The sequence below is a fragment of the Streptomyces sp. NPDC093598 genome, assembly GCF_044764825.1.
Classification (GTDB): domain Bacteria; phylum Actinomycetota; class Actinomycetes; order Streptomycetales; family Streptomycetaceae; genus Streptomyces.
Window position 1 is genome coordinate 854,787 of record NZ_JBIWIV010000001.1, and the last position, 26,841, is coordinate 881,627.

The 26,841-nt window shown below is 71.1% G+C and carries 26 protein-coding genes; 13 read left to right on the top strand and 13 right to left on the bottom strand.

The features are described 5' to 3' along the window. Nucleotides 1–63: 63 nt before the first annotated feature. A complete protein-coding gene (locus ACIRDU_RS03985; RefSeq protein ID WP_403574035.1) occupies nt 64–681 on the bottom strand; it encodes a LysE family translocator in 618 nt (205 codons plus the stop codon). Between ACIRDU_RS03985 and ACIRDU_RS03990 the strand changes: the two genes are divergently transcribed. After that, nucleotides 680–919 (top strand): hypothetical protein, encoded by a 240-nt coding sequence (locus tag ACIRDU_RS03990; RefSeq protein ID WP_403574038.1) that lies wholly within the window; start codon nt 680–682, stop codon nt 917–919. The two genes, ACIRDU_RS03985 and ACIRDU_RS03990, sit on opposite strands and share 2 nt — an antisense overlap. A gap of 61 nt (nt 920–980) precedes the next feature. Here ACIRDU_RS03990 and ACIRDU_RS03995 read toward each other — a convergent pair whose 3' ends face one another. Beyond that, nucleotides 981–2,363: a glycine--tRNA ligase gene (locus ACIRDU_RS03995; RefSeq protein WP_403574041.1), complete on the bottom strand. Its 1,383-nt coding sequence runs from the start codon at nt 2,361–2,363 to the stop codon at nt 981–983. 171 nt (nt 2,364–2,534) lie between these two features. Here ACIRDU_RS03995 and ACIRDU_RS04000 point away from each other — a divergent pair, with 171 nt between their 5' ends. Genes ACIRDU_RS04000 through ACIRDU_RS04015 form a run of 4 tightly spaced genes read left to right on the top strand, consistent with a single transcriptional unit; the run spans nt 2,535 to nt 5,668 of the window. After that, nucleotides 2,535–3,500, top strand: a complete 966-nt coding sequence (locus tag ACIRDU_RS04000) for a metal ABC transporter substrate-binding protein (protein ID WP_403574042.1) — start codon at nt 2,535–2,537, stop codon at nt 3,498–3,500. A 20-nt stretch (nt 3,501–3,520) separates the two neighbouring features. Then, nucleotides 3,521–4,288, top strand: a complete 768-nt coding sequence (locus ACIRDU_RS04005; protein WP_403574044.1) for a metal ABC transporter ATP-binding protein — start codon at nt 3,521–3,523, stop codon at nt 4,286–4,288. Further along, on the top strand, nt 4,288–5,190 hold the full coding sequence (locus ACIRDU_RS04010; RefSeq protein WP_403574047.1) for a metal ABC transporter permease: 903 nt from the start codon (nt 4,288–4,290) through the stop codon (nt 5,188–5,190). The genes ACIRDU_RS04005 and ACIRDU_RS04010 overlap by 1 nt, the downstream gene beginning before the upstream one ends. A 58-nt stretch (nt 5,191–5,248) precedes the next feature. Next, nucleotides 5,249–5,668, top strand: a complete 420-nt coding sequence (locus ACIRDU_RS04015; RefSeq protein ID WP_363118709.1) for a transcriptional repressor — start codon at nt 5,249–5,251, stop codon at nt 5,666–5,668. Nucleotides 5,669–5,828: 160 nt separating this feature from the next. Here ACIRDU_RS04015 and ACIRDU_RS04020 read toward each other — a convergent pair whose 3' ends face one another. The 3 genes from ACIRDU_RS04020 to ACIRDU_RS04030 are packed head-to-tail and all read right to left on the bottom strand — an operon-like array spanning nt 5,829 to nt 7,688. Further along, the gene (locus ACIRDU_RS04020; protein WP_403574050.1) at nt 5,829–6,659 is read right to left on the bottom strand and encodes an isoprenyl transferase; all 831 of its coding nucleotides are present in this window, start codon (nt 6,657–6,659) and stop codon (nt 5,829–5,831) included. 40 nt (nt 6,660–6,699) lie between these two features. Continuing rightward, a complete protein-coding gene (gene recO, locus ACIRDU_RS04025) occupies nt 6,700–7,446 on the bottom strand; it encodes a DNA repair protein RecO (RefSeq protein ID WP_003990109.1) in 747 nt (248 codons plus the stop codon). Nucleotides 7,447–7,472: 26 nt separating this feature from the next. Further along, complete coding sequence (locus tag ACIRDU_RS04030; protein WP_086599578.1) at nt 7,473–7,688, bottom strand: hypothetical protein; 216 nt, start codon at nt 7,686–7,688, stop codon at nt 7,473–7,475. A 454-nt stretch (nt 7,689–8,142) separates the two neighbouring features. On the opposite strand from ACIRDU_RS04030, the gene ACIRDU_RS04035 reads away from it, so the two are divergent. The 3 genes from ACIRDU_RS04035 (at nt 8,143) to ACIRDU_RS04045 (ending at nt 10,495) form a co-directional block, all read left to right on the top strand. Beyond that, the gene (locus ACIRDU_RS04035) at nt 8,143–8,580 is read left to right on the top strand and encodes a GNAT family N-acetyltransferase (RefSeq protein WP_403574055.1); all 438 of its coding nucleotides are present in this window, start codon (nt 8,143–8,145) and stop codon (nt 8,578–8,580) included. Between the two features lie 112 nt (nt 8,581–8,692). After that, nucleotides 8,693–8,920 carry a hexameric tyrosine-coordinated heme protein gene (locus ACIRDU_RS04040; protein WP_403574058.1) on the top strand — a complete coding sequence of 76 codons (228 nt, stop codon included), beginning with the start codon at nt 8,693–8,695 and terminating at the stop codon, nt 8,918–8,920. 99 nt (nt 8,921–9,019) lie between these two features. Further along, a complete protein-coding gene (locus ACIRDU_RS04045; RefSeq protein ID WP_403574061.1) occupies nt 9,020–10,495 on the top strand; it encodes an alpha/beta hydrolase in 1,476 nt (491 codons plus the stop codon). Here the strand turns inward: ACIRDU_RS04045 and ACIRDU_RS04050 are convergent. The 3 genes from ACIRDU_RS04050 to ACIRDU_RS04060 form a co-directional block, all read right to left on the bottom strand. After that, entirely contained in the window at nt 10,483–11,646 is a 1,164-nt protein-coding gene (locus ACIRDU_RS04050; RefSeq protein WP_403574064.1) for an abortive phage infection protein, read from the bottom strand. The genes ACIRDU_RS04045 and ACIRDU_RS04050 overlap by 13 nt on opposite strands. Before the next feature lie 96 nt (nt 11,647–11,742). Continuing rightward, the gene (locus ACIRDU_RS04055; RefSeq protein ID WP_403574067.1) at nt 11,743–12,180 is read right to left on the bottom strand and encodes a protein phosphatase; all 438 of its coding nucleotides are present in this window, start codon (nt 12,178–12,180) and stop codon (nt 11,743–11,745) included. Between the two features lie 40 nt (nt 12,181–12,220). Next, on the bottom strand, nt 12,221–12,934 hold the full coding sequence (locus ACIRDU_RS04060; protein ID WP_403574070.1) for a FadR/GntR family transcriptional regulator: 714 nt from the start codon (nt 12,932–12,934) through the stop codon (nt 12,221–12,223). 240 nt (nt 12,935–13,174) lie between these two features. Between ACIRDU_RS04060 and ACIRDU_RS04065 the strand changes: the two genes are divergently transcribed. The 5 genes from ACIRDU_RS04065 to ACIRDU_RS04085 are packed head-to-tail and all read left to right on the top strand — an operon-like array spanning nt 13,175 to nt 19,684. Continuing rightward, entirely contained in the window at nt 13,175–14,803 is a 1,629-nt protein-coding gene (locus tag ACIRDU_RS04065; protein WP_403574073.1) for an ABC transporter substrate-binding protein, read from the top strand. Between the two features lie 3 nt (nt 14,804–14,806). Beyond that, a complete protein-coding gene (locus tag ACIRDU_RS04070) occupies nt 14,807–15,769 on the top strand; it encodes an ABC transporter permease (protein ID WP_403574076.1) in 963 nt (320 codons plus the stop codon). Beyond that, the gene (locus ACIRDU_RS04075; protein ID WP_403574079.1) at nt 15,766–17,739 is read left to right on the top strand and encodes a dipeptide/oligopeptide/nickel ABC transporter permease/ATP-binding protein; all 1,974 of its coding nucleotides are present in this window, start codon (nt 15,766–15,768) and stop codon (nt 17,737–17,739) included. Before ACIRDU_RS04070 ends, ACIRDU_RS04075 begins: the two co-directional genes overlap by 4 nt. Next, nucleotides 17,736–18,755, top strand: coding sequence for an oligopeptide/dipeptide ABC transporter ATP-binding protein (locus tag ACIRDU_RS04080; protein WP_403574082.1), 1,020 nt, complete (start codon nt 17,736–17,738; stop codon nt 18,753–18,755). The genes ACIRDU_RS04075 and ACIRDU_RS04080 overlap by 4 nt, the downstream gene beginning before the upstream one ends. Continuing rightward, nucleotides 18,752–19,684: a dihydrodipicolinate synthase family protein gene (locus ACIRDU_RS04085; protein ID WP_403574084.1), complete on the top strand. Its 933-nt coding sequence runs from the start codon at nt 18,752–18,754 to the stop codon at nt 19,682–19,684. The genes ACIRDU_RS04080 and ACIRDU_RS04085 overlap by 4 nt, the downstream gene beginning before the upstream one ends. A 37-nt stretch (nt 19,685–19,721) precedes the next feature. On the opposite strand, the gene ACIRDU_RS04090 is transcribed toward ACIRDU_RS04085, so the two are convergent. The 5 genes from ACIRDU_RS04090 to leuA all read right to left on the bottom strand — a co-directional run bounded on the left by ACIRDU_RS04090 (nt 19,722) and on the right by leuA (nt 26,545). Further along, complete coding sequence (locus ACIRDU_RS04090; protein WP_403574086.1) at nt 19,722–20,384, bottom strand: response regulator; 663 nt, start codon at nt 20,382–20,384, stop codon at nt 19,722–19,724. Continuing rightward, entirely contained in the window at nt 20,381–21,622 is a 1,242-nt protein-coding gene (locus ACIRDU_RS04095; RefSeq protein WP_403574089.1) for a sensor histidine kinase, read from the bottom strand. Before ACIRDU_RS04095 ends, ACIRDU_RS04090 begins: the two co-directional genes overlap by 4 nt. Nucleotides 21,623–21,668: 46 nt before the next feature. Beyond that, the gene (locus tag ACIRDU_RS04100; RefSeq protein WP_403574093.1) at nt 21,669–23,762 is read right to left on the bottom strand and encodes an MMPL family transporter; all 2,094 of its coding nucleotides are present in this window, start codon (nt 23,760–23,762) and stop codon (nt 21,669–21,671) included. Nucleotides 23,763–23,914: 152 nt separating this feature from the next. Continuing rightward, complete coding sequence (locus ACIRDU_RS04105) at nt 23,915–24,613, bottom strand: TerB family tellurite resistance protein (protein ID WP_403574095.1); 699 nt, start codon at nt 24,611–24,613, stop codon at nt 23,915–23,917. Between the two features lie 210 nt (nt 24,614–24,823). Beyond that, complete coding sequence (leuA, locus tag ACIRDU_RS04110) at nt 24,824–26,545, bottom strand: 2-isopropylmalate synthase (protein WP_403574098.1); 1,722 nt, start codon at nt 26,543–26,545, stop codon at nt 24,824–24,826. Between the last annotated feature and the right edge of the window lie 296 nt (nt 26,546–26,841).

Consider the following 26,841-nt stretch of genomic DNA (forward strand, 5'->3'; position numbering starts at 1 on the left):
TGACAGATTTCAATATCTGTCAGCTGATACTTGTCAGCGCATCCCGGGGGAAGCGATCCGCACCTAGCGCGCCGTGAACGCCAGCTTCGCCCCCAGCGCCACGAACGACCCCGCGAAACCCCGCCGCAGCCAGGCCATCACCCGCGGCCGGCCCACGACATGCCGGCGCACCGACGCGGCCAGCACCCCGTACGCGGCGAACACCACGAAGGTCGCGAGCATGAAGACTCCGCCGAGCCCCACCATCCGCATCAGCGTGTGCGGCTCCCCGGGGCTGACGAACTGCGGCAGGAACGCGAAGAAGAAGATCGTCAGCTTGGGGTTGAGGATGTTGATCAGCACCCCGCGCACGATCACCCGCCGGGCCGACACCTCCGAGGCCGCCTCCCGCTCCTCCACCACGAGCGCCTCCTTGTCCCGCACGGTCGCCCACGCCATGTAGAGCAGGTGGGCGACCCCCGCGTACTTCAGCACCTGGAACGCGGTCGCGCTCGCGTGCAGCAGCGCGGCGACGCCGGTGACCGTGGCCAGCAGATGCGGCACGATCCCGAGCGTGCAGCCGACGGCCGCGACGACACTCGCGCGGCGCCCCCGGGAGAGCGCGGCGGCGAGGGTGTAGACGACGCCGGTGCCCGGCGTGGCGACGACGACCAGGGTGGTCAGCAGGAACGCGATGCTCATGACGTCACCCTGGCGCGGGGCCCGCCCGGGCAACAGGACCAATCGGCGCGGGCGCTACGGGACCGATCCCCCGCATCGCGCTGAACGCCGTACCCGTACGACATGGTGGCCGACGGCAACGACCCCGCGCGGCATCGACGCGGGGAACACCCACGGCACGGGCAACTCCGAGGGCCGGAAGCTCGACCACCTGATGCCGCCGCCGCTGTGGGAGCAGGTGCAGCACGTGGACCTGTGAGACGCGGCGGTGCCGGGCCCCTCCGAGGAGGAACCCGGCACCGCGCCCCGGCGAAAGGCGATCAGCAGCCGATCAGGCGGGCCGCCAGGTAGCCCTCGATCTGGTCGAGGGAGACGCGCTCCTGCTTCATCGAGTCGCGCTCGCGGACGGTGACCGCGTTGTCCTCGAGCGTGTCGAAGTCGACGGTCACGCAGAAGGGCGTACCGATCTCGTCCTGGCGACGGTAGCGGCGGCCGATGGCGCCGGCGTCGTCGAACTCGATGTTCCAGTTCTGGCGGAGCGCCTGGGCGAGGCCCTTGGCCTTCGGGGACAGCTCCGGGTTGCGGGACAGCGGCAGCACCGCGACCTTCACCGGGGCGAGGCGCTGGTCGAGACGGAGCACGGTGCGCTTCTCCATCTTGCCCTTGGCGTTGGGCGCCTCGTCCTCGATGTAGGCGTCCAGGAGGAACGCCAGCATCGCGCGGCCGACACCGGCCGCGGGCTCGATGACGTACGGAGTCCAGCGCTCGCCGGCCTCCTGGTCGAAGTAGGTGAGGTCCTGGCCGGAGGCCTTGGAGTGGGCACCGAGGTCGTAGTCGGTGCGGTTGGCCACACCTTCGAGCTCGCCCCACTCACTGCCGCCGAACTGGAAGCGGTACTCGATGTCGGCGGTGCGCTTGGAGTAGTGGGAGAGCTTCTCCTTCGGGTGCTCGTACCACCGCATGTTCTCCTCGCGCAGGCCGAGACCGGTGTACCAGTTCCAGCGCTGCTCCATCCAGTACTCCTGCCACTTCTCGTCCTCGCCCGGCTTGACGAAGAACTCCATCTCCATCTGCTCGAACTCGCGGGTGCGGAAGATGAAGTTGCCGGGCGTGATCTCGTTGCGGAAGGACTTGCCCATCTGGGCGATGCCGAACGGCGGCTTGCGGCGCGAGGTGGTCTGCACCTGCGAGAAGTTGGTGAAGATGCCCTGCGCGGTCTCGGGGCGCAGGTAGGCGACGGAGCCGGAGTCCTGCGTCGGGCCGAGGTGGGTGGACAGCAGGCCCGAGAACTGCTTGGGCTCGGTGAACTGGCCCTTGTTGCCGCAGTTGGGGCAGTTGACGTCGGCCAGGCCGTTCTCCGGCAGGCGCTTGTGCTTGGCCTCGTAGGCCTCCTCCAGGTGGTCCGCGCGGAACCGCTTGTGGCAGGAGGTGCACTCGGTCAGCGGGTCCGTGAAGGTGGCGACGTGACCGGAGGCGACCCAGACCTCGGGGGCCAGGATCACGGACGAGTCGATGCCCACGACGTCCTCGCGCGACGTCACCATGTAGCGCCACCACTGGCGCTTGAGGTTCTCCTTGAGCTCGACACCGAGGGGGCCGTAGTCCCAAGCGGCGCGCTGGCCGCCGTAGATCTCACTACAGGGGAATACGAAGCCACGGCGCTTGCTCAGGCTGACGATGGTGTCGATCTTGTCGGCGGCCACGGTGCTCTCTTCATTACGACGACGGGCGACGAAGCGAGATGCTTCCAGCGAATGCTTCAGGTTACCGGCGGGGACGCCCCCTCAATCAAATCGCTCCCCCTCCGGCTCCCTCAAGGCCCTGCTCAGGCGGTTTGTTGACAACGGTTTCCATATTTGTTGAAAATGAGTGTCATGAACGTACGACGACGCCTCATACCCGCCGCCCTGGCCTCCGCTCTCGGCCTCGGCGCCCTGACCGCCTGCTCCAGCGACAGCGCGGCCTCGGGCAACACGGACAAGTTCGACGTCGTCGCGTCGTTCTACCCGATGGCGTTCCTCGCCGAGCAGATCGGCGGCGACCACGCGAACGTCACCAGCCTGACCGAGCCCGGCCAGGAGCCGCACGACCTGGAGATCAGCACCAAGCAGCGCGCGCAGCTGGAGGAGGCCGACGCGGCGCTCTACCTCAAGGGCCTCCAGCCCGCCGTCGACGAGGCCGTCGGCCAGACCGGCATCAAGACGAAGATCGACGCGGCCACGCTGACCCACCTCGAGGACCACGGCACCGGCGGCCACACCCACGAGGGCGAGGAGGGCCACTCCGAGGAGGAAGGCCACTCCGAGGAGGAGGAGCACGGCCGCGACCCGCACGTCTGGCTCGACCCGGTGAAGTACGCCGAGATCGCCCAGGGCGTCGGCAAGGCCTTCGAGAAGGCCGACCCGGACCACGCGGCCGACTACAAGAAGAACACCGAGGCCCTGGTCACCAAGCTGAAGGGCCTGGACAGCGACTTCGAGAACGGCCTGAAGAACACCAAGAGCAAGGTCTTCTTCACCAACCACGCCGCCTTCGGCTACCTCGCCGAGCGCTACGGCCTCACCCAGGAGGCCATCTCCGGCATCGACCCCGAGAGCGAGCCCAGCGGCGCCCGGGTCCGGGAGCTCCAGCAGGAGGCCAAGGCCGACGGCGTCACCACCGTCTTCTACGAGACACTGGTCTCCGACAAGACCGCGAAGACCCTGGCCAGGGACGCGAACCTGAAGACGGACGTCCTCGACCCGCTCGAGGGCATCACCGACCAGTCCCGCGGAGACGACTACTTCCAGGTCATGGAAGCCAACCTCAAGGCCCTGCGGACGGCCCTGGGAGCCAAGTGATCGACCCACCGGAGGACGGCATGACCGAGCCCGTCATATCCCTGCGCGGCGTCCGCGCGGACCTGGGCTCGCGCCCCGTGCTGCGCGGCATCGACCTCACCGTGCACCGCGGCGAGGTCGTCGCGCTGCTCGGTGCGAACGGCTCGGGCAAGTCGACGGCCGTGCGCAGCGTCATCGGCCAGGTGCAGACCGGAGCCGGTGAGATCCGGCTGTTCGGCACGGACCGCGGGCGGTTCCGCGACTGGCACCGCGTGGGCTACGTCCCGCAGCGCACCACGGCCGCGGGCGGCGTGCCCGCCACGGTGACCGAGGTGGTCTCCTCGGGCCGCCTGTCCCGGGCCCGCTTCGGCGTGCTGCGCAAGACGGACCACGCGGCCGTACGACGCGCCCTGGACCTCGTCGGCATGGCCGACCGGGCCAAGGACTCGGTCGACGCCCTCTCCGGCGGCCAGCACCAGCGGGTCCTGATCGCCCGCGCGCTCGCCTCCGAACCCGAGCTGCTGATCATGGACGAGCCGATGGCGGGCGTCGACCTGGCCAGCCAGGAGGTCCTCGCGCACACGCTCCGGGAGCAGGTCTCCCAGGGCACGACCGTGCTGCTCGTGCTGCACGAACTGGGCCCCCTGGAGCCCCTGATCGACCGGGCGGTCGTCCTGCGCGACGGCTGCGTCGTCCACGACGGGCCGCCCCCGAAGGCCGTGGGACAGCACGCCCTGCCCGGCCACGACCACGTGCACCCGCACGCACCGGCGGGCGCCGAACCGATCCGCACGGGACTGCTGAGCTGATGGACTTCCTCGACTACGCCTTCATGCAGCGGGCGCTGCTCGCCGCCGTCCTGGTCGGCATCACGGCCCCCGCGGTGGGGATCTACCTGGTCCAGCGCCGCCAGGCCCTGATGGGCGACGGCATCGGCCACGTGGCGATGACCGGCGTCGGCCTCGGCTTCCTGCTGACCTGGTCCCCGGTGTGGATGGCGACCCTCGTCTCCGTCCTCGGCGCGGTCCTCATGGAGCTGATCCGCTGGTACGGCAGGACCCGCGGCGACATCGCCCTGGCGATGCTGTTCTACGGCGGCATGGCCGGCGGTGTGATGTTCATCAACCTCGCGCCGACGGGCTCCAACGCCAACCTGACGTCGTACCTGTTCGGCTCCCTGTCGACCGTGTCCGAGTCGGACGTCACGGCGATCTGCGTGCTGGCCGCGTTCGTCGTCCTGGTCACCCTCGGCCTGCGTCGGCAGCTGTTCGCGGTCAGCCAGGACGAGGAGTTCGCCCGGGTGACCGGCCTGCCGGTGCGCGCCCTGAACCTGCTGACGGCGATCACCGCGGCCGTCACGGTGACCGTGGCGATGCGCGTGGTCGGCCTGCTGCTGGTCAGTGCGCTGATGGTGGTGCCCGTCGCGGCCGCCCAGCAGATCGGCCGCAGCTTCGCCGCCACCTTCGCGATCGCCGTCGCTATCGGCGTGAGCGTGACGATCGGCGGCACCGTCACCTCGTACTACCAGGACGTGCCGCCCGGTGCGACGATCGTGCTGCTCACCATCGGCGCGTTCATCGTGCTGACGGGGCTCGCGGCCCCGCTGGCCCGGCGCCGCGCCCGCGCGGCGGCGTCCGCTGACACGACGACCGACCCCGCCGAGTGCGCGATTCCGGGCAGCCGGGAGTCGGCAGACGAGGTCGGCGTCTGACCGCCCCCACCCCGGGCTGGCACAATGGCCCGGGCAAGGCAGACGTAGGGAGGCAACGGTGACGACCGCTGGACCGTCCGTGAAGGGCCGCGCCACCAAGCAGCGGGCCGCTGTGGCGGCGGCCCTTCAGGAGGTCGACGAGTTCCGCAGCGCGCAGGAACTGCACGACATGCTCAAGCACAAGGGCGACTCGGTCGGGCTCACCACGGTCTACCGCACCCTTCAGTCCCTCGCCGACGCCGGCGAGGTCGACGTCCTGCGCACCGCCGACGGCGAGTCCGTCTACCGCCGTTGCTCCACCGACGACCATCACCACCACCTCGTGTGCCGGGGTTGCGGCAAGGCCGTCGAGGTGGAGGGCCCGGCCGTGGAGAAGTGGGCCGAGGCCATCGCCGCCGAGCACGGCTATGTGAACGTGGCGCACACGGTGGAGATCTTCGGCACGTGTGCCGACTGTGCGGGGGCCTCCGGCGGTTGAGCCGTTGTTCCTCGCCGTAGGGGTGGGGGCTCGTCGCCGGCTGCGGGTGTGTGGGGGCTGTTCGCGCAGTTCCCCGCGCCCCTGAGGGAAGCCTCCTACAGCCCTTGATGGCCGCGACCGCGGCCCGGCTGCCCCGGAGGGGCTGCCGGGCCTTCACGTGTTACGGCTGCTTGCCCTCCATGGCCAGCAGTTCCTCGTTCGGGATGGCCCCGCCGAAGCGCCGGTCCCGCGAGGCGAACTCCAGGCAGGCCCGCCACAGGTCACGCCGGTCGAAGTCCGGCCACAGCACGTCCTGGAAGACCATTTCGGCGTAGGCGCTCTGCCAGAGCAGGTAGTTGGAGGTGCGCTGCTCGCCGCTGGGCCGCAGGAACAGGTCGACGTCCGGCATGTCCGGGTAGTACATGTACTTCGCGAAGGTCTTCTCGTTCACCTTCGACGGGTCGAGCTTCCCGCTCTTCACATCCTCGGCCAGCGCCTGCGCCGCGTCGGCGATCTCGGCCCGTCCGCCGTAGTTCATGCAGAAGTACAGCGTGAGCCGGTCGTTGCCCTTGGTCTGCTCCTGGGCGACCTGAAGCTCCTTGGCGACCGAGCGCCACAGCTTGGGCATCCGGCCCACCCAGCGCACCCGGATGCCCAGCTCGTCGAGCTGGTCGCGGGTCTTGCGGATGAAGTCCCGGTTGAAGTTCATCAGGAAGCGCACCTCGTCCGGTGAGCGCTTCCAGTTCTCGGTGGAGAAGGCGTAGAGGGAGATGGCGCCCACGCCCATCTCGATGGCCCCCTGGAGCACGTCCAGCACGCGCTCGGCACCGACCTTGTGCCCCTCGGTGCGCGGCAGACCCCGGTCCTTGGCCCAGCGGCCGTTGCCGTCCATGACGATCGCCACATGCCGCGGTACGAGCTCTCCGAGCTTCGGCGGCCGTGCGCCGGACGGGTGCGGCTCCGGCGTCCTGTACTCCCGGCGCTGGCGCCCCAGGATCCCGCGTACGGCCATGTGTTTCTCGTCTCCTCGTGCTTGCTTGCTGTGTAGGGGCTTACTTCTCGACGTAGCGCAGCGAGCGCAGCCCGCGCTCCATGTGCCAGTGCAGATACGCGGACACCAGCCCGCTGCCCTCCCGGACGTAGCGCGCCTCGCACGCGTCCGCGGTCTCCCAGTCTCCCGTGAGCAGGGCACCGAGGAGTTCCAGGGCCTGGGGCGAGGGTACGACGCTGCCGGGCACCCGGCAGTCCACGCAGACGGAACCGCCCGACGCGACCGAGAAGAACCGGTTGGGCCCCGGCATCCCGCACTTCGCGCAGTCGGTGAAGCTCGGGGCGTAGCCGTTGACGGCGAGGGAGCGGAGCAGGAACGCGTCGAGCACGAGATGCGGCGCGTGCTCTCCCCGGGCGAGGGTCCGCAGCCCGCCGACCAGCAGCAGATACTGCTGCACGGCCGGCTCGCCCTCATGATCGGTGAACCGCTCCGCGGTCTCCAGCATGACGGTCCCGGCCGTGTACCGGGCGTAGTCGCTGACGATCCCACCGCCGTACGGCGCGATGGTCTCGCTCTGGGTGCACAGCGGCAGACCCCGCCCGACCAGTTCGCTCCCCTTGGCGAAGAACTGCACGTCGACATGGGAGAACGGCTCGAGGCGCGCCCCGAACTTCGACTTCGTCCGGCGCACGCCCCGGGCCACCGCGCGTACCCGTCCGTGACCGCGCGTGAGCAGCGTGATGATCCGGTCCGCCTCACCCAGTTTCTGGGTGCGCAGCACGATGCCGTCGTCGCGGAACAGACTCATGGAGCCATTCTGGCAGGGTCGTCACGTCAAGGGACCTCGCCCCTGCTGCGGGCGTTGGCGTACGCGGTCGCCGCGCGCAGCCGCTCGGCCGGGGTGGCGTGCCGGACGGCTCCGGGGTCGGCGTCCCACTCCTTGCCGCCGCCGTACGGCCTCAGCTGCACGTAGGGCCCCTCATGCCCCATCACGATGCCGATGCGACCGCTGCGGGTGTCCACGACGTACGCGCCGACCGGAGGCTTCATCGCGGCACCGCCGCGAACCGCCCGGCACTCTCCACGGGGCGTCGGCCCCGTGCCACGAGCGGGCAGGGCGCTTCCCGCGCAAGACTTACCGGCTCGAGTCCCACTGAGGGCAGGATCATTCCGGCCTTGGCGAGTTCTGCCCGCAATTCTTTCACCGCGTCCTCCGTTTCTTCGGCGTGGAGCGCCGAATGCCGTGCCTCCACCGTGCTCCCCTTCCTTTCACGGTTTCACTCTTCGCATCTCCGCGGTCACGCTCCGCGTCTATACTCGGGAAGGGTCTGTGCCGTACAACTGCGGTGCAGCACAAAGGGGTTCGGCGCGGGGTGCGGCAAACCGGCGTGATCGGCGAGCGGTTCACGGAAAGCCGATGCCGGTAAACGGTGTGCCGACGGTCCGTTGAGACAATCCAGCCGTGCACACATCACAGGGGCAGCATTCGGAGCCGGAATGGGGCATGCGCCCCGCGCGACCGGCGGATGTCGAGGCGATCGCGGAACTACGGGCCGTGGTGATGCGCCCGGATCTGGAGCGACTGGGTCGCTACGACGAACATCGGGTCAGGCAGCGCCTCCGGGACGGCTTCTCCCCGCGGCACACGTCGGTCATCACGACCGCCGGCACCTTCGCGGGCAGCGTCACACTGCGCCCGTCCGGGACCGGCCACTGGCTGGAGCACTTCTACCTCGCCCCGGCGCTCCAGGGCCGGGGCGTGGGTTCGGCGGTCCTGTGCACCCTGCTGGACAGGACGGACTCCACCGGCGACCTCGTCCGCCTGAACGTCCTCCAGGGCAGCCCGGCCCGTCACCTCTACGAACGCCACGGCTTCACGGTGGAAACCCAGGACGCGATCGACATCTTCATGCTGCGGCCCCCGGCGTGCCCACAGCACTGAGGCCAGCGAGACCAGGTGTCCGTGACCTGCACAGCCCAGGAGACGGGCGGGACGGGTCCGGCACTGCGACGATGGCGAGGACGGCCCGTTTCGCACACAGCGGAGTACTCACATGGCACTCGTCCCGAACAACAGTCTGGTCACGGCCACGCCTGAGGAAGGGCGGGAGCTGGCCCTGAAAATGGCCCGCCTGGTGATCAAGGCGACGCAGCCGGACGACGAGGTGCGGGGCAAGCTGCGCCCGGTGTTCGCCGAGGACCCGAACTCGCGGATCGCGATCGGGCACGTGGTGGCCGTCGAGTTCGCCACCATCGCGGCCGCGAACGACTACTGGCGCTGACCTCTCGCTCGCCCCCCTCCCGGCTTGGGGTAATCCCCCGCATACAAAAGGCAGTTACCCGGATGTGGTCGTCCGTCGGGGTCGGTCAGGCTGCTGGGTATGAAGCAGATCACGAGATATGCGGCACTGCTCGCCGCCGCCGGGGTCGTACTCGGGCTCGCCGGGCCCGGTGAGGCGTCCGCGGCCGGTGGGGAGAGGATCGAGTGGGGCGCGTGCGAGGGCTCCGGGCTCGATCCGAGACAGCAGTGTGCCACCGTCGGCGTCCCCATGGACTACTCCGATCCCGACAGCCCCGAGATCCGGATCGCCGTCTCCCGGATTCCCAGTGAGAAGCCGTCCGCGCGGCGAGGCACGCTGTTACTCATCCCGGGCGGTCCCGGCGGGGTCAGTCTCGCCGACCCGTCCGGCAAGGGGCAGAAGCTGCCGCAGAAGGTGCGGGACGCCTACGACCTCGTCGGGTTCGCGCCGCGCGGGATGGCGCCCTCCACCGCGGTCGACTGCCGGCTCGACCCCGCCGACATCGGCGCGACCAAACTGCTGCCCTGGCCGGCCCCGGACGGTTCCGTCGGCGAGAACATGGCCACCGCCCGGCGTACCGCAACGGCCTGTGCCCGCAACGGCGGTGAGCTGATCCGGCACATCAGCACCGCCAACGAGGCCCGCGACCTGGACCGCGTCCGGGCCGCCCTCGGCGAGGCGAAGATCTCCGCGTGGGGCGTCTCGTACGGCACGTACGTCGGTGCCGTCTACAGCTCGCTGTTCCCGCACCGCACCGACCGCATCGTGCTGGACAGCAACAACGATCCCGACCCCACCCGCGTGACCCGCAACTGGCTCGCCTCCTTCGAGGTCGGTGTCGAGGACAACTTCCCCGAGTTCGCCAAGTGGGCGTCCCGGCCCGGGAATCCGCACCGGATCGCCCGTACGCCCGCCGAGGTGCGCTCCGGCTTCCTGCGTCTCGCCGCCCGGCTGGACCGCGACCCCCTCCCCTGGCCCGGCGCCAACCCGCCGCGGCTGGACGGCAACGCGCTCCGCCAGACCATGCTGTCCAGCCTCTACGACCCCGACGACTACCCGACCCTGGCCGAGGCCGTCCGGGCCGCCCGCAAGGGCACCGTGCCGCCCCCGCCCGAGGCCCCGCCCGAGCCGGTCCTCCAGAACGTCACCGCGGTCGGCGTCGGCACCATCTGCAACGACGTCGACTGGCCCGACTCGGCCGCCGCGTACCAGAAGGGCGTCGACGAGAGCCGGGCCGCCCACCCGCTGACCGCGGGCATGCCGCGCGGGCCGATGGTGTGCGCGGCCTGGCCGTACGAGCCGAGGGAGCCGGCCATGCGGGTCACCGACCGGGGACCCTCCGACATCCTGCTCGTGCAGAACGAGCGGGATGTCGCCACCCCGCTCGCGGGGGCCCGGAAGCTGCGCCGGGCCCTCGGCGACCGGGCCGTCATGGTCACCGTGAACTCCACCGGCCATGACGCCTATCTCGCCAACGGCAACGCCTGCGGCGACCGGACGGTGTCCCGTTTCCTGGCCACCGGCGCACGGCCCGCCGCCGACCTCTACTGCGGCTGAGGAGTGCGGTGGCCCGCCGCCCCGTATCGGCGGGCCACCGCGCGGAACGCCTCCTTCGGCTCCCAGTGCCAGTCGGAGGCGGGATCGTCCGGACGGGCCTTGACGACCTTGGTGATGGCGTACGCCGCCAGGTCGAGGTCGAGACGCGGCTCGTCCGGGCGGTGCGGGGCGTCCGCGCTGATGAACTCGAAGGTCATCGCCGCGTACAGGCCCATCGACTCGAAGACGTCCAGCAACCCGCCCACGTAGTCGGCCTGGACGCGCTCGCTGCGGACCGGGTTCCCCTTGATCTCCGGCGGCTCCTTGTCGTAGTCGACGATGTCCCAGCCCATGCCGCCGGTCTCGGGCGCACCGACATAGGCGCACGTGCCGAACTCGGTGATGGCGAGCGGCTTGCCCCAGCGCAGGTACTGCTTCAGCTCCCGGACGTAGTCGGACCGCTTGTCGAAGTACGAGTAGTAGTCGATGCCGACGATGTCGAAGAGGTTCCAGTCCGGCGCGTCGATGCTCTGGGCTGCGGCATAGCTGAGGTTCCCCCGGAAGACGGAGCGGCCGACCTTCGCGGCTTTCGCGGTGAACTCGGCGAGACGCCGCCGCATGTGCGGCCAGTCGACGGTGCCGTTCTGGAGGTTCTCGATGCGCTCCAGCACCGTCTCCCCCGGCAGGATGCCGGGGACGAACAGCCAGAACTCGCAGCCGACGCTGAAGTCGACACTCGCGCCCTGCCGCCGCAGCCGCTCCGCGAACCGCCCGGTCTCGGCGATGTGCTCCAGGATGTCCCGCTGCGGGGCGTCCCCGAGGGTCGGCTGCAGCCAGACGTGCAGCCCACGCTCGGCGGCTTCGGCGGCGGTCTTCGTGAGGCGTTCGACGCCGTCGCCGGTGACGTCGACGGTGTCGGCGTGCAGGTCGTCGCGGATGGCCCGCACATCGGCCCGCATCCGGCGCGCACTCCAGGCTGTACCCGGCGTCTCCCCCGCTCCGACGGTGTAGACGACGCCCCGCCGGCGCAGCCCCCTGCCGGGCCCGGCTTCCGTGGCCCGGGCCTGTCCGGCCGATGCCAGCATCCCGGCGGCCCCCACCGCCGCGGCTCCGGCCAGGAACTGCGCCCGGCTGATCCCCTTCGCCCGCTTGGTCCCCGTGGTCTCTTCCATGCCGCCCACTGTGCCGAGCGGGGCACCGAATCCGCTGTCGGCCGTCGGTCTACGGCGGCGCGACCAAGGTATGAGGTGCCGGGCCGAAGGAGGGGCTCAGCCCTCGCCGAACCGGCGCACGTACCGCCGCTGCCAGGGCGTCTCCACCGCGTGCCGGTCGTAGTGCCGACGGACGTACGCCACCGCCTCCTCCCCCGGCACCCCGTCCAGCACCGCCAGGCAGGCCAGGGCCGTCCCCGTGCGGCCGCGTCCGCCGCCGCAGGCGATCTCCACCCGCTCACCGGCGGCCCGTTCCCATACGTCGGCCAGCACCGCGCGGGCGGCGGCCCGGTCCGACGGGAGGCGGAAGTCGGGCCAGCGGATCCAACCCGACTCCCAGGAGACCTCGGGCGGCCGTCGGCCGAGCAGGTAGACACCGTAGGAGGGAAGGGGCGCGGCCGGGTCCAAGGGGCGGCGAAGGCCCCGGCCCCGGATCAGCCGGCCGGACGGCAGGCGCAGGACGCCGGTGTCGCTCTCGCTCCACAGCTCGCTCACGTCCTCATCATGCTCCGGGTTCGCCCGCCCGGTGGCGGAATCACCCCACGCCCCGCGACTCCCGGCCCGCCCGCGCCTCGATCCCCCGGAAGTGCACCGCCATCGCCCGCTGCGCCCCCTCGACGTCCCGCGCCCGCAACGCCGTGACGATGTCACGGTGGCGGCGGACGGTGATCTCGGGAGCCGGGTCGTCGGGCCGGCCGCGGGCGCCGGAGACCCGGCGGAATACCGTCCAGAACGCGGCGAGGAGCTGGGAGACGAGGGCGTTGCCGAGGGACGCGTAGAGGATTTCGTGAAACTCGCGGTCGAGTTCGGGGAAGGATCGGCCCGTGCCGCGCGCGGCCTCCATGCGGCTGACCACGTCCTCCAGCTGGTCCAGTTCCGCCTCGGTGGCCGTCGTGGCGACCCGGCGGATCAGGCCCTCCTCCAGCACCTCGCGGACCTGGAGGATCTCGGCGAGGGCGCCGGTGTCGTCGTCGTGACGGGCCAGGGTACGGAAGGTCAGGCCGTCGACGAGCGGCGCGAGGGAGGCCTGGCCGACGTAGGTGCCGTAGCCGTGTCTGATCTCGACGATGTCGAGGGCCTGGAGGGCCTTGAGCGCCTCGCGGACGGAGTTGCGGCTGACGCCGAGGGCCTCCATCAGTTCGGCCTCGGTGGGCAGCGGCGCACCGGCGGTGAGTCTGCGGTCGAGGATGAGCTGGACGACCTGGCGCTGTATCCGGCTGGTCCTGGGCTCCTCGGACATGCGCCGCATCGTACGCGCCCCGGACGTCCCACGTCCCACCTCTGGCGGTACCCGGTGCCGGGCCTGCCCTGATAAGCCGTCAACTTCCGCCAGTCACGTCGACATTGGTCCGACCTGTGGCAGATACGCCATTCGTGTGCGATCCCTTGACCGCCCTCACGACCCCTCCTATGGTCGCGCTGACCGCAGGACGTAGGACGTCGTATCTCCTCTGCCAGTCCCTTCCCCCCAGACCTCGCTGGAGGACCCGTGCGCGACGTGACCCCCGACGTGCCGGCGCTGCACCGCCGGTCGTTCCTGAAGTACACCGGCGCGCTGGGTGCGGCCGCCGCCGTCTCCGCGTCGCTGTCGGCCTGTTCGTCCGGGCCGGAGTCCACCAACGACACCGGCACCGGCGGTGGTCGGGACCGGACCCTCACGGCGGTCATCGGCTACGGCAACGACGGCAGCTGGGATCCCACCCAGACGGCCTCCGCGTTCTGCATGGCCGCCAACAACCACATCTACGAGGGGCTGCTGGACACGGATCCGATCTCCCGTGAGCCGTACGCGGCGCTGGCGACCGAGGTGCCGAAGGACCCGGACAGCACGTCCTGGAAGTTCGAGCTGCGGGCGGGTGCGACGTTCCACGACGGCAAGCCCGTCACCGCCGACGACGTGGTGTTCGTCTTCCAGCGGATCCTCGATCCGGACACCCAGACCCTCGCCAAGGGCTTCTTCGCGAGCTGGCTGAAGGAGGTCCGGAGGATCGACGCGCGGAACGTCGAGCTGGTGCTCAAGTTCCCCTTCCCGGAGGGGCTCTCGCGGCTGACGCTCGCCAAGATCATGCCGAGGCACGTGTTCTCGAAGCCGGGGGGCTGGGACGAGGCCATCAAGGGCAAGGCGATCGGCTCGGGGCCGTACCGGCAGACCGCGCACCACCCGAAGTCGAACACGACCTTCGAGGCGTTCGACGGCTACAACGGCCCCCGCAAGCCCGCCTTCCGCACCATGAACTGGCTGACCATCGTGGACGCGGCCCCCCGGGTCGCGAAGATCTCCGGATCCAGCGCGGGCGCGCAGATCGCGGACAACATCCCGTACGCCAACATCGGGCAGTTGGAGAGCGGTGGGCTCACGGTCGCCGGCGGGGCCGGGATGAACAACCTGTTCCTGATGTTCAACACCAGGCACAAGCCCTTCGACGACGTGCGGGTGCGCCAGGCCCTGCACTACGCCATCGACACCGAGAAGATGGTGGAGGTCGCCCTCAAGGGCCACGGCAGGCCCTCCAGTTCCTTCCTCGACGAGGCCAATCCGTCCTATCGCCGGGCCAAGACGGTCTACGACCACGACCCCGACAAGGCGAAGGCCCTGCTGAAGCAGGCCGGGGTCAAGGGGCTGAGCATCGAGATCCTCGCCGTGAACGTCAGCTGGATCGTCGACTGCCTGCCCACCATCAAGGCCTCCTGGGACGCGATCGGCGTGAGGACGACCCTGTCCCCGCAGGAGACCACGGCCGTCTTCACGAAGATGGACCAGAAGCAGGACTACCAGGTCGTCGTCGCCGCCTCGAACCCCAACCAGTTCGGCCTCGACGCCGACCTGATCATGCACTACAACTACGGGCCCGAGAACCTCTGGATGCAGTACACGCGGTGGGCCTCCGACCCCGTCGCCAGGCAGCTCTTCAAGGACATGGACCGGGCCACCCGGGAACCCGACCCGACGAAGAAGAAGACCATGGTCCAGGACTACATCGACGTCGTCGCCGAGCAGGCCGTGCTCTACCCGGTCGTCCACAACGAGCTGATGACGGCCTGGGACCCGGATCGGCTCAGCGGGATAAGGGCGCAGCCCTACCCGGGCATCAATCTCCTTCAGGCCAAGTGGGCCTAGCGCATGACGGCCGTCCTGCGGATCCTGCTCCGCCGTGTCGCCCTGCTCGTGCCCCTGATGCTCGGCATCGTGCTGTTCGTGTTCCTGGTGATGCGGTTCTCGGACGTCGACCCGGCGTCCGCGTTCTTCCAGGGCGCCAACCCGACCCCGCGGCAACTGCACGACTTCCGCGAGGAGCACGGCCTGCTCGACCCGCTGCCGGTGCGCTACGTGGACTTCGTCGCCGATCTGCTGCACGGCGACCTGGGCACCAGCGCGCTGACCCGGGCGCCGGTGATCGACCAGGTCACCACCGCGCTGCCGCTCACCCTCCAGCTGACGTTCCTCGGCCTGGGCATCGCGGTGGTGCTGTCCCTCGTGGGCGGGGTGACCGCGGCGATCCACCGGGACCGGCTGCCCGACCAGATCATCCGGGTCGTCTCCCTGACCGGCGTCGCGGCGCCCGGCTTCTGGCTGGCGCTGCTGATGATCCAGTACCTGGCGGTGGACCTGGGCTGGTTCCCGACCGGCGGGTACATCAACCCGGCCGACTCCGTCACCGGCTGGCTGAGGACCATGACCCTGCCGGCGTTCGCGCTGTCGCTGCCGGTGGCGGCGCAGCTGACCCGGATCGTGCGGACGGCCGTGGTGGAGGAGCTGGACAAGGACTACGTACGGACGGCGATCGGGAGCGGTCTGCCGCCCCGGGTGGTGGTCGGGCGGAACGTCCTGCGGAACGCCCTGATCAACCCCCTCACCGTGCTCGGTCTGCGCGTCGGCTATCTCCTCGGCGGCGCGGTCGTCATCGAGACGATCTTCTCGCTGCCCGGCATGGGCAAGCTGATGATCGACGCCGTGAAGAACGGCGATCCGGCCGTCGTCCAGGGCGTCGTGCTGACCACGGCGGCCGGGTTCGTCGTGGTCAACCTCGTCATCGACGTCCTGTACCTGTTGGTCAACCCGCGACTGAGGGATGCGACCCCATGACGACCCGCAAGAGTCTCACTGCGGCGCTGTCCCGGCCCGGTGTCCGGCTGCGCGGCTGGCGCAGGCTGCCGACGCTGTCGAAGGTCGCCGTCTGCTTCCTGGCGGTCGTCGCCCTGATGGCGCTGCTCGCGCCGCTCCTCGCTCCGCACGACCCGCTCGACCAGCAGCCGCCGGCCGACGGCACCGGGCATCCGTCCGCCGGGCACTGGATGGGCCAGGACAGTCTCGGCCGGGACATCCTCAGCCGGCTGATGTACGGGGCGCGCTGGTCGCTCGCGATCGGGCTCGGCGCCACCGGCCTGGCGCTGGTGGCCGGGGCGCTGCTCGGGGCGATCGCGGCGACCTCCCGCAAGGCGGTCGACGAGACGCTGATGCGCTGCCTGGACGTCGTGATGGCGTTCCCGGGCATCGCGCTGGCCGCCGTGCTGGTGGCGGTGTTCGGCGGCGGCATCACGGTTCTGATCTGCGCGATCGCGTTCCTGTTCACGCCGCCGGTGGCGCGGGTGGTGCGGGCGAACGTCCTCGACCAGTACGGCGAGGACTATGTGACGGCGGAACGGGTGATCGGCGCGCGGACCCCGCACATCGTGCTGAGGCATGTGGCGGTCAACTGCGCCGCGCCGGTACTGGTGTTCTGCACGGTCCAGGTCGCCGAGGCGGTCGTCTTCGAGGCGTCGCTGTCGTTCATCGGGGCGGGCGTACGGCCGCCGGACCCGTCCTGGGGCAGTGTCATCGCGGACGGCAAGAACATGGTGCTGACCGGCGGCTGGTGGGCGACGGTGTTCCCCGGGCTGCTGATGCTGGTCACCGTGCTGTCGCTGAACATCCTGTCCGAAGGGGTGTCCGACGCGTGGGCGGCGCCGTCGGCGCGGGAGGTCGACGCGCCCGGCGACGACCCGGTCGAGGCTCCGGAGCCCGGCAGCGGGGAGGTCGTGCAGCTGCCCGGTCTGGCGGAGGCGGCCCGGCGGCTGCGGGCCCGGGCCCGTCAGCTGCCCCGGGACGGACAGCCGGTGCTCGCGGTGGAGAACCTCACCATCGGCTTCGACCAGCGGCACGGCGGCGTCGACATCGTGGACGGCATCAGCTTCGAGGTGCATCCCGGGGAAGTGCTCGGACTGGTCGGCGAGTCGGGCTGCGGCAAGTCCCTGACCGCCCTGGCGGTCATGGGCCTCCAGCCGAAAGGGGCGCGGATCGGCGGCCAGGTCCGTTTCCACCAGCGGGACCTGCTCGCCGAGCCGATGCGCGTACGCCGCAAGCTGCTCGGCCACGAGATGGCGATGGTCTACCAGGACGCGCTGTCGTCGCTGAACCCGGCGATGACGATCCGTGCCCAGCTGAGGCAGGTGGTGCGGCGCGGCGGGCACCGTGGTCCCGCCGAGCTGCTGACGATGGTCGGCCTCGACCCCGAGCGCACCCTGCGCAGCTACCCGCACGAACTGTCCGGCGGGCAGCGCCAGCGCGTGCTGATCGCGATGGCCCTGTCCCGCGACCCGAAGCTGATCGTCGCCGACGAGCCGACGACGGCCCTCGACGTGACCGTGCAGGCGCAGGTCATGGAGTTGCTGCTGCGGCTGCGCGAGGAGCTCGGCTTCGCGCTGATCCTGGTCTCGCACGACCTGGCGCTGGTCGCGGACGTCACCGACCGGGTGGTGGTGATGTACGGCGGGCAGATCGTGGAGACGGGGGTGACCGCCGACCTGGTCGAGGCCCCGGCCCACCATTACACGCGCGGACTGCTCGGCAGCGTGCTGTCGCTGGAGTCGGCGCAGGAGCGGATGACGCAGATCAAGGGCGTCGTGCCGTCCCCGGCCGACTTCCCCGCGGGGTGCCGCTTCGCCGACCGGTGCCCGCGCGCGAGCGGCGTCTGCCGGACGACGGCCCCGGTGCTGACCGGTACGCCGGCGCACATGGCGGCCTGCCATCACCCGGCCCTGGAGCTCGCCACGACCGAGAGCGAGGCGGTGTCATGAACGCTCTGGTGGAGCTCTCCGACACGCACGTCGTCCACAAGGCCCGCAGCGGCGGCCTGTTCACCCGCGACCGCGTCTACGCCCTGACCGGCGCCGACCTGGCCATCGCACCCGGCGAGACCGTCGGCGTGGTCGGCGAGTCCGGCTGCGGGAAGTCGACGCTGGCGAAGGTGCTGGTGGGGGTGGAGCGGCCGACGCGGGGGACGGTGTCGTTCCGGGGCAGGGACCTGTGGGCGATGCCGGCCGCCGAGCGCCGCCGGGCCGTCGGCAGCAGCACCGGCATGATCTTCCAGGACCCGTCGACGGCCCTGAACCGCCGCCTGACCGTCCGGCAGATCCTGCGGGACCCGCTGGACGTGCACGACCGGGGCACGAGGAATCAGCGTGACGACCGGGTCCGGGAGCTGATGTCCCTCGTCGCTCTGCCCCGGGCCCTCGCCGGTGCCCTGCCGGCCCAGTTGTCGGGCGGGCAGCGCCAGCGCGTCGCGATCGCCCGGGCGCTGGCGCTGGACCCGGCCCTCGTCGTGGCCGACGAACCGACGAGCGCCCTGGACGTGTCGGTCCGGGCCCAGATCCTGAACCTCCTCCTCGACCTGAGGGAACGCCTCGGCCTGGCCCTGGTGTTCGTCTCGCACGACATCCAGACGGTGCGGCGGATGAGCGACCGCGTGATCACCATGTATCTGGGCCGGATCGTGGAGGAGTCCCCGGCCGCCCTGGTCACCGACCGGGCCCGGCACCCGTACACCCGCGCCCTGTTCTCCGCCACGCCCGGCCTGCTCGACCCGATCGAGCCGATCCCGCTGGCCGGTCCGGTCCCGTCGGCGACGCGTCCGCCCAGCGGCTGCCCGTTCCGCACCCGCTGCTGGAAGGCCGACGGGACGTGTGCGGACGAGATGCCGGGCTTCTCCGCCGCGTCGGCACCCGCGCACCGCTTCCGCTGCCACCATCCTGTCCGGGAGGACGAGTCGACCCGCGACCTCGTCCACCGCCGCGACCCGATGGAGGCTCCATGACTCTCACCCCGCTGACCGGTGTCATCCCGCCCGTCTGCACGCCCCTGACATCGGACGGCGAGGTGGACGTCCCCTCGCTGATCAGGCTCGTCGACCATCTGGTGGCCGGCGGCGTGCACGGACTGTTCGTGCTCGGCTCCACCTCGGAGGCCGCGTATCTGCCGGACCGGCAGCGCAGGCTGGTCGTCGAGTCGGTCACCGGGCATGTGGGCGGGCAGCTCCCGGTGCTGGCCGGGGCGATCGACATGACGACGCCCCGGGTCCTGGACCATGTCGCATCGGTGACGGCGGCGGGCGCGGACGCGGTCGTCGTCACCGCCCCGTTCTACGCCCGTACCCACCCGGCGGAGATCGCCCGCCACTACCGCGCGGTCGCCGCCGCGAGCCCGGTCCCGGTGATCGCCTACGACCTTCCCGTCGCCGTCCACACGAAGCTGCCGGCCGACGTGGTCCTGGAGCTGGCGGCCGACGGTGTCGTGACCGGGCTCAAGGACTCCAGCGGCGACCTGGCCGCCTTCCGGCAGGTCGTGACCGGCGTCCGGGAGCGGCGGGGCATCACCGGCTTCAGCGTGCTGACCGGCTCCGAGCTGATCGTCGACGCGGCCCTCGCGATCGGCGCGGACGGCACGGTGCCGGGCCTCGGCAATGTCGACCCGCACGGCTACGTCCGGCTGGACCGCCTGTGCCGCGCCGGGGACTGGGAGGGGGCCCGTGCCGAACAGGAGCGCCTGTGCGCCCTGTTCGGCATGATCACCGTCGGCGACCCGGCCCGGATGGGCCCGAACTCCTCGGCGATCGGCGCCTTCAAGGCCGCGCTGTACCTGCGCGGCGTCATCGACTGCCCGGCGACGGCTGAGCCGCAGATCCCGCTGTCACCGGACGAGGTGGAGCAGGTCGGGAAGTACCTCGCGGCGGCCGGGCTGCTCTAGAAGTCCCTCACGGCGAGGCGGCGCCGCTCGATCGTCTTCAGACGCTGCCCGGCGTCACCATTCCCGACTCGTACGCGACGATGACCAGCTGCGCCCGGTCCCGCGCCGCCAGCTTGCCCATGATGCGGCTGACATGGGTCTTCGCGGTGAGCGGGCTCAGGCCCAACGCGTCTGCGATCTCGGTGTTGTTGAGGCCGCGCGCGACCAGCGCGAGCACCTCACGCTCCCGGCCCGACAGGCAGTCGGGCCCGCCGGTTGCCGGGGCGGAGGGGCTGCGCAGGAACCGTCGGATCAGTCGTGCCGTGGGTCCGGGCGACAGCAGGGACTCCCCGGCCGCGACCGTGCGGATGGCGTCGAGGAGTTCGGCCGGTCTGGTGTCCTTCACCAGGAACCCGGAGGCACCGGCGCGCAGGGCGTCGACGATGTTCTCGTCGGTGTCGTACGTGGTGAGGACGAGGACCCGCACCCCCGCGAGATCCTCGTCGGCCGCGATGAGCCGGGTCGCCTCGATACCGTCCAGGTCGGGCATGCGGATGTCCATCACCACGAGGTCGGCGCGTGCGCTGCGGGCCAGTTCGACGGCCTGCCGCCCGGTGGCGGCCTGCCCGACGACCTCCATGTCCCGGGCCGACTCCACGAGCATCGCGAACGCCTCCCGTACCAGAGTCTGGTCGTCCGCGAGCAGCACCCGTATGGTCATCCGGTCCTCTCCCCCGTCGTGGTCAGCGGCAGCACCGCTCTCACCTCGAATCCGCCCCCGGTACGCGGTCCGGCGTCGAGTGTGCCACCGACGCTGCGGGCCCGCTCCCGCATCCCGACGAGCCCGAACCCCGGCGTGCCGCCCGCGGCCGGTCCGGTGCCGTCGTCGCGGACCGACAGGTGCAGGGCGCCCTGCCGTTCCTCCAGCGCGACACGGACGGCCGGTTCGGGCCCGGCGTGCCGTACCGCGTTCGTCAGGGCCTCCTGCACGATGCGGTAGGCGGCGGCGCCGACGGCGGGCGGTGCCTGCCGTATCCGTACGGTCTGCTCGACCCGGGCACCGGCCAGCCGCGCGGCCTCCGCCAGGTCGGGCAGCCCGTCGAGGCCGGGCAGCGGGCCGCGGGCGTCCGGGGGGCCGTGCTCGCGCAGCACCTCCAGGGTCGTACGGAGTTCACCCCGGGCACTGCGGCAGGTCTCGGCGATGTCGTCGAGGGCCTTGGCCACCGTCTCCCGGTCGAGCCGCTCCGGGTCGGCGGACAGCACATGGGCGGCGACGGAGGTCTGCACGCCGATGAGGGTGATGCTGTGGGCGAGCAGATCGTGCAGATCCTGGGCGATCCGCAGCCGCTCCTCGGCGACCCGCCGCCGGGCCTCCTCCTCCCGGGTGCGTTCGGCGCGTTCGGCGCGCTCCACGATCGAGGCGACGTACTGGCGGTAGAAGCGCACGTCGACACCGAGGAACAGGACGGCGACGACCCAGCCGGACGCCTTCAGCAGCCCCAGCGCCTCCTGTGCGCTGATGGTGAGCAGCACGCACACCGCCATGGTGATGACGCCGATGCCGACCAGGACGGTGCGCAGCGGCCGTCCGGTGACGGCGACGGTGTAGAGGGCGACGTACGCGGCCTGGGTGCCCGCGGTGTGCGGGTAGTCGAGGAAGTGGTAGGGGAAGACGCAGCCGATTACGGCGAGCAGGACGAGCACCGGACGGCGGCGGCGCCACACCAGCGGCACGTGGGAGACGAGCAGCAGGGCCCAGCCGAGTGTGTCGGGCGTGCGCCCGTCGTCGACGAACTGCGCGGTCGCGGCGGCGAACGCGGCCACCGACAGGGCGAGCAGCGCGTCGTTGCGCAGCGCGTGCGGAGCGGTCAGGGGATCGCGGTTGATCGCGGCCATGATCCGCTCGGCGGACCGCGACCAGGTCGCCTGCGGGGTGGTGGGTTCCTGCACGGGCATCATCCTCGGCCAGGAAGGCGCCCCTCCGGGAGAGGAGGGGCGCCGTCGGTCAGCGGGCGTTGGCGGCCACGGGCTTCTGCTCCTCCTGCGGAACCGTCCGCTCCGGCGCCCGCGAGAGCTTCCCCGGCCACCACATCCGCCGCTTGAGCAGCACGCTCGCGGTGGTCACCAGGTACGTCCGCACGAGGAAGGTGTCGAGCAGCACCCCGACCGCGATCACGAATCCGAGCTCGACCAGCCCCACCATCGGCAGCGTGGTCAGCACCGCGAACGTCGCCGCGAGCACCACCCCCGCCGAGGCGATGACCCCACCGGTCGTCCGCAGCGCGGTGAGCGCCGCGGCCTCCGGTTCGGCCCCTCGTACGGACTCCTCCCGCATCCGGTGCATCAGGAAGATCCCGTAGTCCACCCCGAGGGCGACCAGGAACACGAAGGACAGCAGTCCGAGCCCGGGGTCCGTTCCTCCGAAGCCGAACACCGGCTCGAACAGCAGCCCTCCGATGCCGAGCGCCGCTCCCCACACGGCGACCACCGCCGCCAGCAGCAACAGTGGCGCGACGAGGCTGCGCAACAGCCCGACGAGGATGACGAACACCGCACCGAGCACCAGCGGCACGATCACCTTGCGGTCCCGCGACTCGCTCTCGGCCAGGTCGATCTGCTGGGCGCTGGGTCCGCCGACGTACGCGCCCTCGGGATCGAGCCCGGCCCGCAGCGCCTCGATGGTGCGGGTCTCGGCCGGGGTCTCCGGAGCAGCCGTGGTGAAGACGGCGATCTCGGTCCACCCCGCCCCGCTCCGCCCGGGAACCACGTCGGCGACCCCCTCGGTCGCCCGGGCCCGTTCCCTCACCGCCTCGGCCCGTTCCCCGGGCGCGATGACGGTCACGGGCCGGCTGCTCCGCTCGGGATACTCCCGCGCCAGCGTCTGCATCGCGGTGATGGACTCGGGCCGCTCGGTGAAGGAGTCCTCCTGCTTGATGCTCCCGGACAGATTCAGCGTGCCGAGCGCGAGCGCACCGAGCAGCACGCCTCCTCCGACGAGCACGGTGACGGGCCGCCGCGTCGCCGAGGTGCCCATCGCGGCGAACAGGGACCGCCGGGCCTTCGGCTCGCTCCCGAACGCGGGGATCAGCGGCCAGAAGACGCGCCGCCCGAGCAGCACCAGCACCGCGGGCAGCAGGGTCGTCATGGCGATCAGCGCGGCGAGCACCCCGACCATGCCGACCGGCCCCATGCCGCTGCTGCTGTTGAGGTCCGCGGCGAGCAGGCACAGCAGTCCGGCCGCGACGGTCCCCGAGGAGGCGAGGACGGCCGGCCCGCAGCCGCGCAGGGCGGTGCGCATGGCGTCGTACGGCCGCTCGTGGCGCCGCAGTTCCTCGCGGTAGCGGGAGATGAGCAGCAACGCGTAGTCCGTGCCGGCGCCGAGGACGAGTACGGTCATCACGCCGCCGCTCTGGCCGGTGACGGTGACGTCGAACAGCTCGTGCAGTCCGTATCCGGCGGCCATCGACACGGCGGCGGCGACCCCCGCCACGGCGAGCGGCACCAGCCACAGGAAGGGGCTGCGGTAGATGAGGATGAGCAGCACGGTGACGACACCGAGCGTGGCGAGCAGCAGGGTGGCGTCGAGCGTCTCGAACACCTTGTTCATGTCGGTGTTCAGCGCGCCGGGCCCGCCGACCTCCACGCTCAGTCCGCCGCCGCCCCGGGCGATGTCCCGCACCCCGTCGACGAAGGCGTCCCGGGCCTCCTCGTCCTGGCCCGGCTGGGTGCTGGAGACCGGGTACATCAGGGCGGAGCCGTCCTCGGACAAAACCCCCTGCGGCTCATCCGCCAGCTCGTAGCCGCCGTCCACCTCGGCGACCTGCTCGGCGGCCGTGCGCCGGTCGGCGTCGGTCAGCCCGCCGTCCCGGTGGTAGACGAGCACCAGGTCGGTCGCCTCACCGCCCGGCAGCTCGTCCTGGATCCGCGCGACCTGGGTGGAGTCGGCGCTGTCGGGCAGGTAGTCGACCGCGCGGTTCTGCTGGATGTCGGCGAACTTGCCCGCGAGCGGCCCGACCAGCACGAGCGCGGCCAGCCACAGCCCGACCACCGCCCAGGGCACCGCCCTTCGCCGCCCTGTCCGTGTCCTCACAGCCCCCATGTGTCCGGCTCCCTCCGGTCGGGTGTCTGGATCGGTCTCCAGACTCCCGTCGGACGGGGGCCGGTTCGTCGGGCGTGAGGTCGAGTCGGGGGCTACTGCCGCGGGCGGTCCCTGCCGCGCGTTACTCCCCGGGGAGTAACGCGGGGCGTGCCCTACGAAGGCGTGCGCGCCGCAGCGGCCAGCAGCCGGGTCACGTCGTCGGAGCAGATCGTGAGCGCCGCCCCCACCGTCGCCAGCACATCCCGCTCGGCCGGGGTGTACGGCCCGTCCGCCAGGGCGATGCGGGCGCCCTGGAGCAGGATCGATTCGCGGCCGACGGTGGCGAGGTGCGGGGCGAGCGGGTCCAGCGCCTCGTGCAGCTCTATGGCCAGCCCCGCGCCGCAGGGTTCGCCGGTGATCCGGCCGGTGTCGGCCTCCAGCGCCTCGACGAGGGCGGCCAGCTGCTCCTCGGTGCAGTCGTCGAAACCGGCCGCGCGCACGGCGAGCACGGCGGACTCCAGGGCCGTACGGGACCCGGCGCCGCCGGCTGCCAGCACCGCGAGGGCGACGGTGTGCACGGCGTCGCGGAGCATCGCGGAGAAGCGGGTGGTGGTCGGGTGGTCGAGGACGTCCGTGCCGAAGTGGCGGCGGCAGGCGGCGCACTCCACGACCGGGCCGGTCTCGCCGCGCGGCAGCACGGGCAGGCCGAGCAGGGTGAAGCGGCGCTGTCCGGTCAGCCGCTGGTAGTTGCGGTCGCCGCCGCAGCCGGGGCAGAAGAACTCCCCGTCACCGGCGGCCGTCCACGCGGTGCGGGTGCCCAGGATGCGAGAAAGCCTGGCGGCATGGCCGTTTCGTCCCCGTCCTGGCAGCACGTCGCACCTCCGTCACGCCGCACGGCAACGTCGCCGCGCTTGCGTGATGTTAGCCACATCAGCGACGAGGAGTCAGCACCCCGGAGGAGACCTTTCCGTGACCTCCACAGGGAATGGCCGGTATGCGACGGGGCTCCGCCCGCCGGACATCGGCGGGCGGAGCCCCTGAGGCATCGGTGGCGGCCTTCGGCCGCGGACCCGTACGGCTGGTCAGCGAGCCGCGCGGTTGACGGCCGAGACGACCGCCTTCAGCGAGGCCCGCGTGGTGTTCGCGTCGATTCCGATGCCCCACAGGACCTTGTCGTCGATCGCGCACTCGATGTAGGAGGCGGCCTGCGCGGAGGCGCCCTCGCTCATCGTGTGCTCCTGGTAGTCCAGCAGGCGTACGTCGATGCCGACGGACTGCAGGGCGTCGAAGAAGGCCGAGATCGGACCGTTGCCGGAACCGGTCAGGACGGTGTCCCGGCCGTCGACCGTGGCCTCCACCTTCAGGGTGTCCACGCCGTCGGTGTCGGTCGTCGACTGGTTGTTCTTGACCTGGATCCGGCCCCACGGGTTCTCGGGGTTGGGCAGGTACTCGTCCTGGAAGACCGACCAGATGTCCTTCGGCGTGACCTCGCCGCCCTCGGCGTCCGTCTTGGCCTGGATGAGCTTGGAGAACTCGATCTGCATCCGGCGCGGCAGGTCCAGCTTGTGGTCGTTCTTCAGGACGTAGGCGATCCCGCCCTTGCCGGACTGCGAGTTGACCCGGATGACCGCCTCGTAGGAGCGGCCGACGTCCTTGGGGTCGATCGGCAGGTAGGGGACGGCCCACTCGATGTCGTCGACGGTGACGCCCTTGGCGGCCGCGTCGGCCTCCATGGCGTCGAAGCCCTTCTTGATGGCGTCCTGGTGGGAGCCGGAGAAGGACGTGTAGACCAGGTCGCCCACGTACGGGTGGCGCGGGTGGACCTCCATCTGGTTGCAGTACTCCCACGTACGGCGGATCTCGTCGATGTCGGAGAAGTCGATCTGCGGGTCGACGCCCTGGGAGAAGAGGTTCATGCCCAGGGTGACCAGGTCGACGTTGCCGGTGCGCTCGCCCTGGCCGAACAGGCAGCCCTCGACACGGTCGGCGCCGGCCATCAGGGCCAGCTCGGCGGCGGCGACGGCCGTGCCGCGGTCGTTGTGGGGGTGGATCGACAGGCAGACGTGCTCGCGGCGGGACAGGTTGCGGCCCATCCACTCGAAGCGGTCGGCGTGCGTGGAGGGCGTGGAGCGCTCCACGGTGGCCGGCAGGTTCAGGATGATCTCGCGGCCCGGGCCGGGCTGCCAGACGTCCATGACCGCCTCGCAGACCTCCAGCGCGAAGTCCAGCTCGGTGTCGGTGAAGATCTCCGGCGAGTACTGGTAGCCGAATTCCGTCTCCGGGCCCAGCAGCTTCTCCGCGTACTCCATGACCAGGCGCGTGCCGTCGACGGCGATCTGCTTGATGTCGTCCTTGGAGCCGCGGAAGACGACCCGGCGGAAGACCGGCGCGGTGGCGTTGTACAGGTGGACCGTGGCGCGCTTGGCGCCCTTCAGGGACTCCACCGTGCGCTCGATCAGGTCCTCGCGGGCCTGGGTCAGTACGGAGATGGTGACGTCGTCGGGGATGGCCCCGGGCTCCTCGATGATGGAGCGCACGAAGTCGAAGTCGGTCTGGCCGGAGGCCGGGAAGCCGACCTCGATCTCCTTGTAGCCCATCGTGACCAGCAGGTCGAACATGGCGCGCTTGCGGGCCGGCGACATGGGGTCGATCAGGGCCTGGTTGCCGTCGCGCAGGTCGGTGGAGAGCCAGCGGGGGGCGGTGGTGACGCGGTTGTTCGGCCAGGTGCGGTCCGGGATGTCGACCTGCTCGTAGCGGCCGTACTTGTGGATCGGCATGGAACTGGGCTGCTGGCGGTTCGCCATGATGCGGGGGCTCCTCAGGGGGTGTCCGGAAGGACGGCCGACGACGCAGCACCAAGCTCCGCGGGGAGGGAGTCGGCCTCGACTACAGGCCCTCGCCGCGGCAGCTAAGGAGAAGCAGCCCGAAACGCATGATGCGCAGCATGCTAGCCGAGCCCCTCCCGGCGCGTGGGGTCGTATCAGTATGCGGGACCCGGAGCACATACGGGACAAAAAGTGCGCTATGCCACTTCGCCCTACCACTCACCACGGAGAGTGAGGTTCGTTGTCCCGGTATTTCACCAATCATGGTGGCGACT

Coding starts and splice junctions, on each gene's coding strand:
- ACIRDU_RS03990 (WP_403574038.1), top strand. CDS start 680: ATGACGTCACCCTGGCGCGGGGCCCGCCCGGGCAACAGGACCAATCGG.
- ACIRDU_RS03985 (WP_403574035.1), bottom strand. CDS start 681: ATGAGCATCGCGTTCCTGCTGACCACCCTGGTCGTCGTCGCCACGCCG.
- ACIRDU_RS04000 (WP_403574042.1), top strand. CDS start 2,535: ATGAACGTACGACGACGCCTCATACCCGCCGCCCTGGCCTCCGCTCTC.
- ACIRDU_RS04005 (WP_403574044.1), top strand. CDS start 3,521: ATGACCGAGCCCGTCATATCCCTGCGCGGCGTCCGCGCGGACCTGGGC.
- ACIRDU_RS04010 (WP_403574047.1), top strand. CDS start 4,288: ATGGACTTCCTCGACTACGCCTTCATGCAGCGGGCGCTGCTCGCCGCC.
- ACIRDU_RS04020 (WP_403574050.1), bottom strand. CDS start 6,659: ATGGCCGTACGCGGGATCCTGGGGCGCCAGCGCCGGGAGTACAGGACG.
- recO (WP_003990109.1), bottom strand. CDS start 7,446: ATGAGTCTGTTCCGCGACGACGGCATCGTGCTGCGCACCCAGAAACTG.
- ACIRDU_RS04030 (WP_086599578.1), bottom strand. CDS start 7,688: ATGAAGCCTCCGGTCGGCGCGTACGTCGTGGACACCCGCAGCGGTCGC.
- ACIRDU_RS04035 (WP_403574055.1), top strand. CDS start 8,143: ATGCGCCCCGCGCGACCGGCGGATGTCGAGGCGATCGCGGAACTACGG.
- ACIRDU_RS04040 (WP_403574058.1), top strand. CDS start 8,693: ATGGCACTCGTCCCGAACAACAGTCTGGTCACGGCCACGCCTGAGGAA.
- ACIRDU_RS04045 (WP_403574061.1), top strand. CDS start 9,020: ATGAAGCAGATCACGAGATATGCGGCACTGCTCGCCGCCGCCGGGGTC.
- ACIRDU_RS04050 (WP_403574064.1), bottom strand. CDS start 11,646: ATGGAAGAGACCACGGGGACCAAGCGGGCGAAGGGGATCAGCCGGGCG.
- ACIRDU_RS04060 (WP_403574070.1), bottom strand. CDS start 12,934: ATGCGGCGCATGTCCGAGGAGCCCAGGACCAGCCGGATACAGCGCCAG.
- ACIRDU_RS04070 (WP_403574076.1), top strand. CDS start 14,807: ATGACGGCCGTCCTGCGGATCCTGCTCCGCCGTGTCGCCCTGCTCGTG.
- ACIRDU_RS04075 (WP_403574079.1), top strand. CDS start 15,766: ATGACGACCCGCAAGAGTCTCACTGCGGCGCTGTCCCGGCCCGGTGTC.
- ACIRDU_RS04080 (WP_403574082.1), top strand. CDS start 17,736: ATGAACGCTCTGGTGGAGCTCTCCGACACGCACGTCGTCCACAAGGCC.
- ACIRDU_RS04085 (WP_403574084.1), top strand. CDS start 18,752: ATGACTCTCACCCCGCTGACCGGTGTCATCCCGCCCGTCTGCACGCCC.
- ACIRDU_RS04090 (WP_403574086.1), bottom strand. CDS start 20,384: ATGACCATACGGGTGCTGCTCGCGGACGACCAGACTCTGGTACGGGAG.
- ACIRDU_RS04095 (WP_403574089.1), bottom strand. CDS start 21,622: ATGATGCCCGTGCAGGAACCCACCACCCCGCAGGCGACCTGGTCGCGG.
- ACIRDU_RS04100 (WP_403574093.1), bottom strand. CDS start 23,762: ATGGGGGCTGTGAGGACACGGACAGGGCGGCGAAGGGCGGTGCCCTGG.
- leuA (WP_403574098.1), bottom strand. CDS start 26,545: ATGGCGAACCGCCAGCAGCCCAGTTCCATGCCGATCCACAAGTACGGC.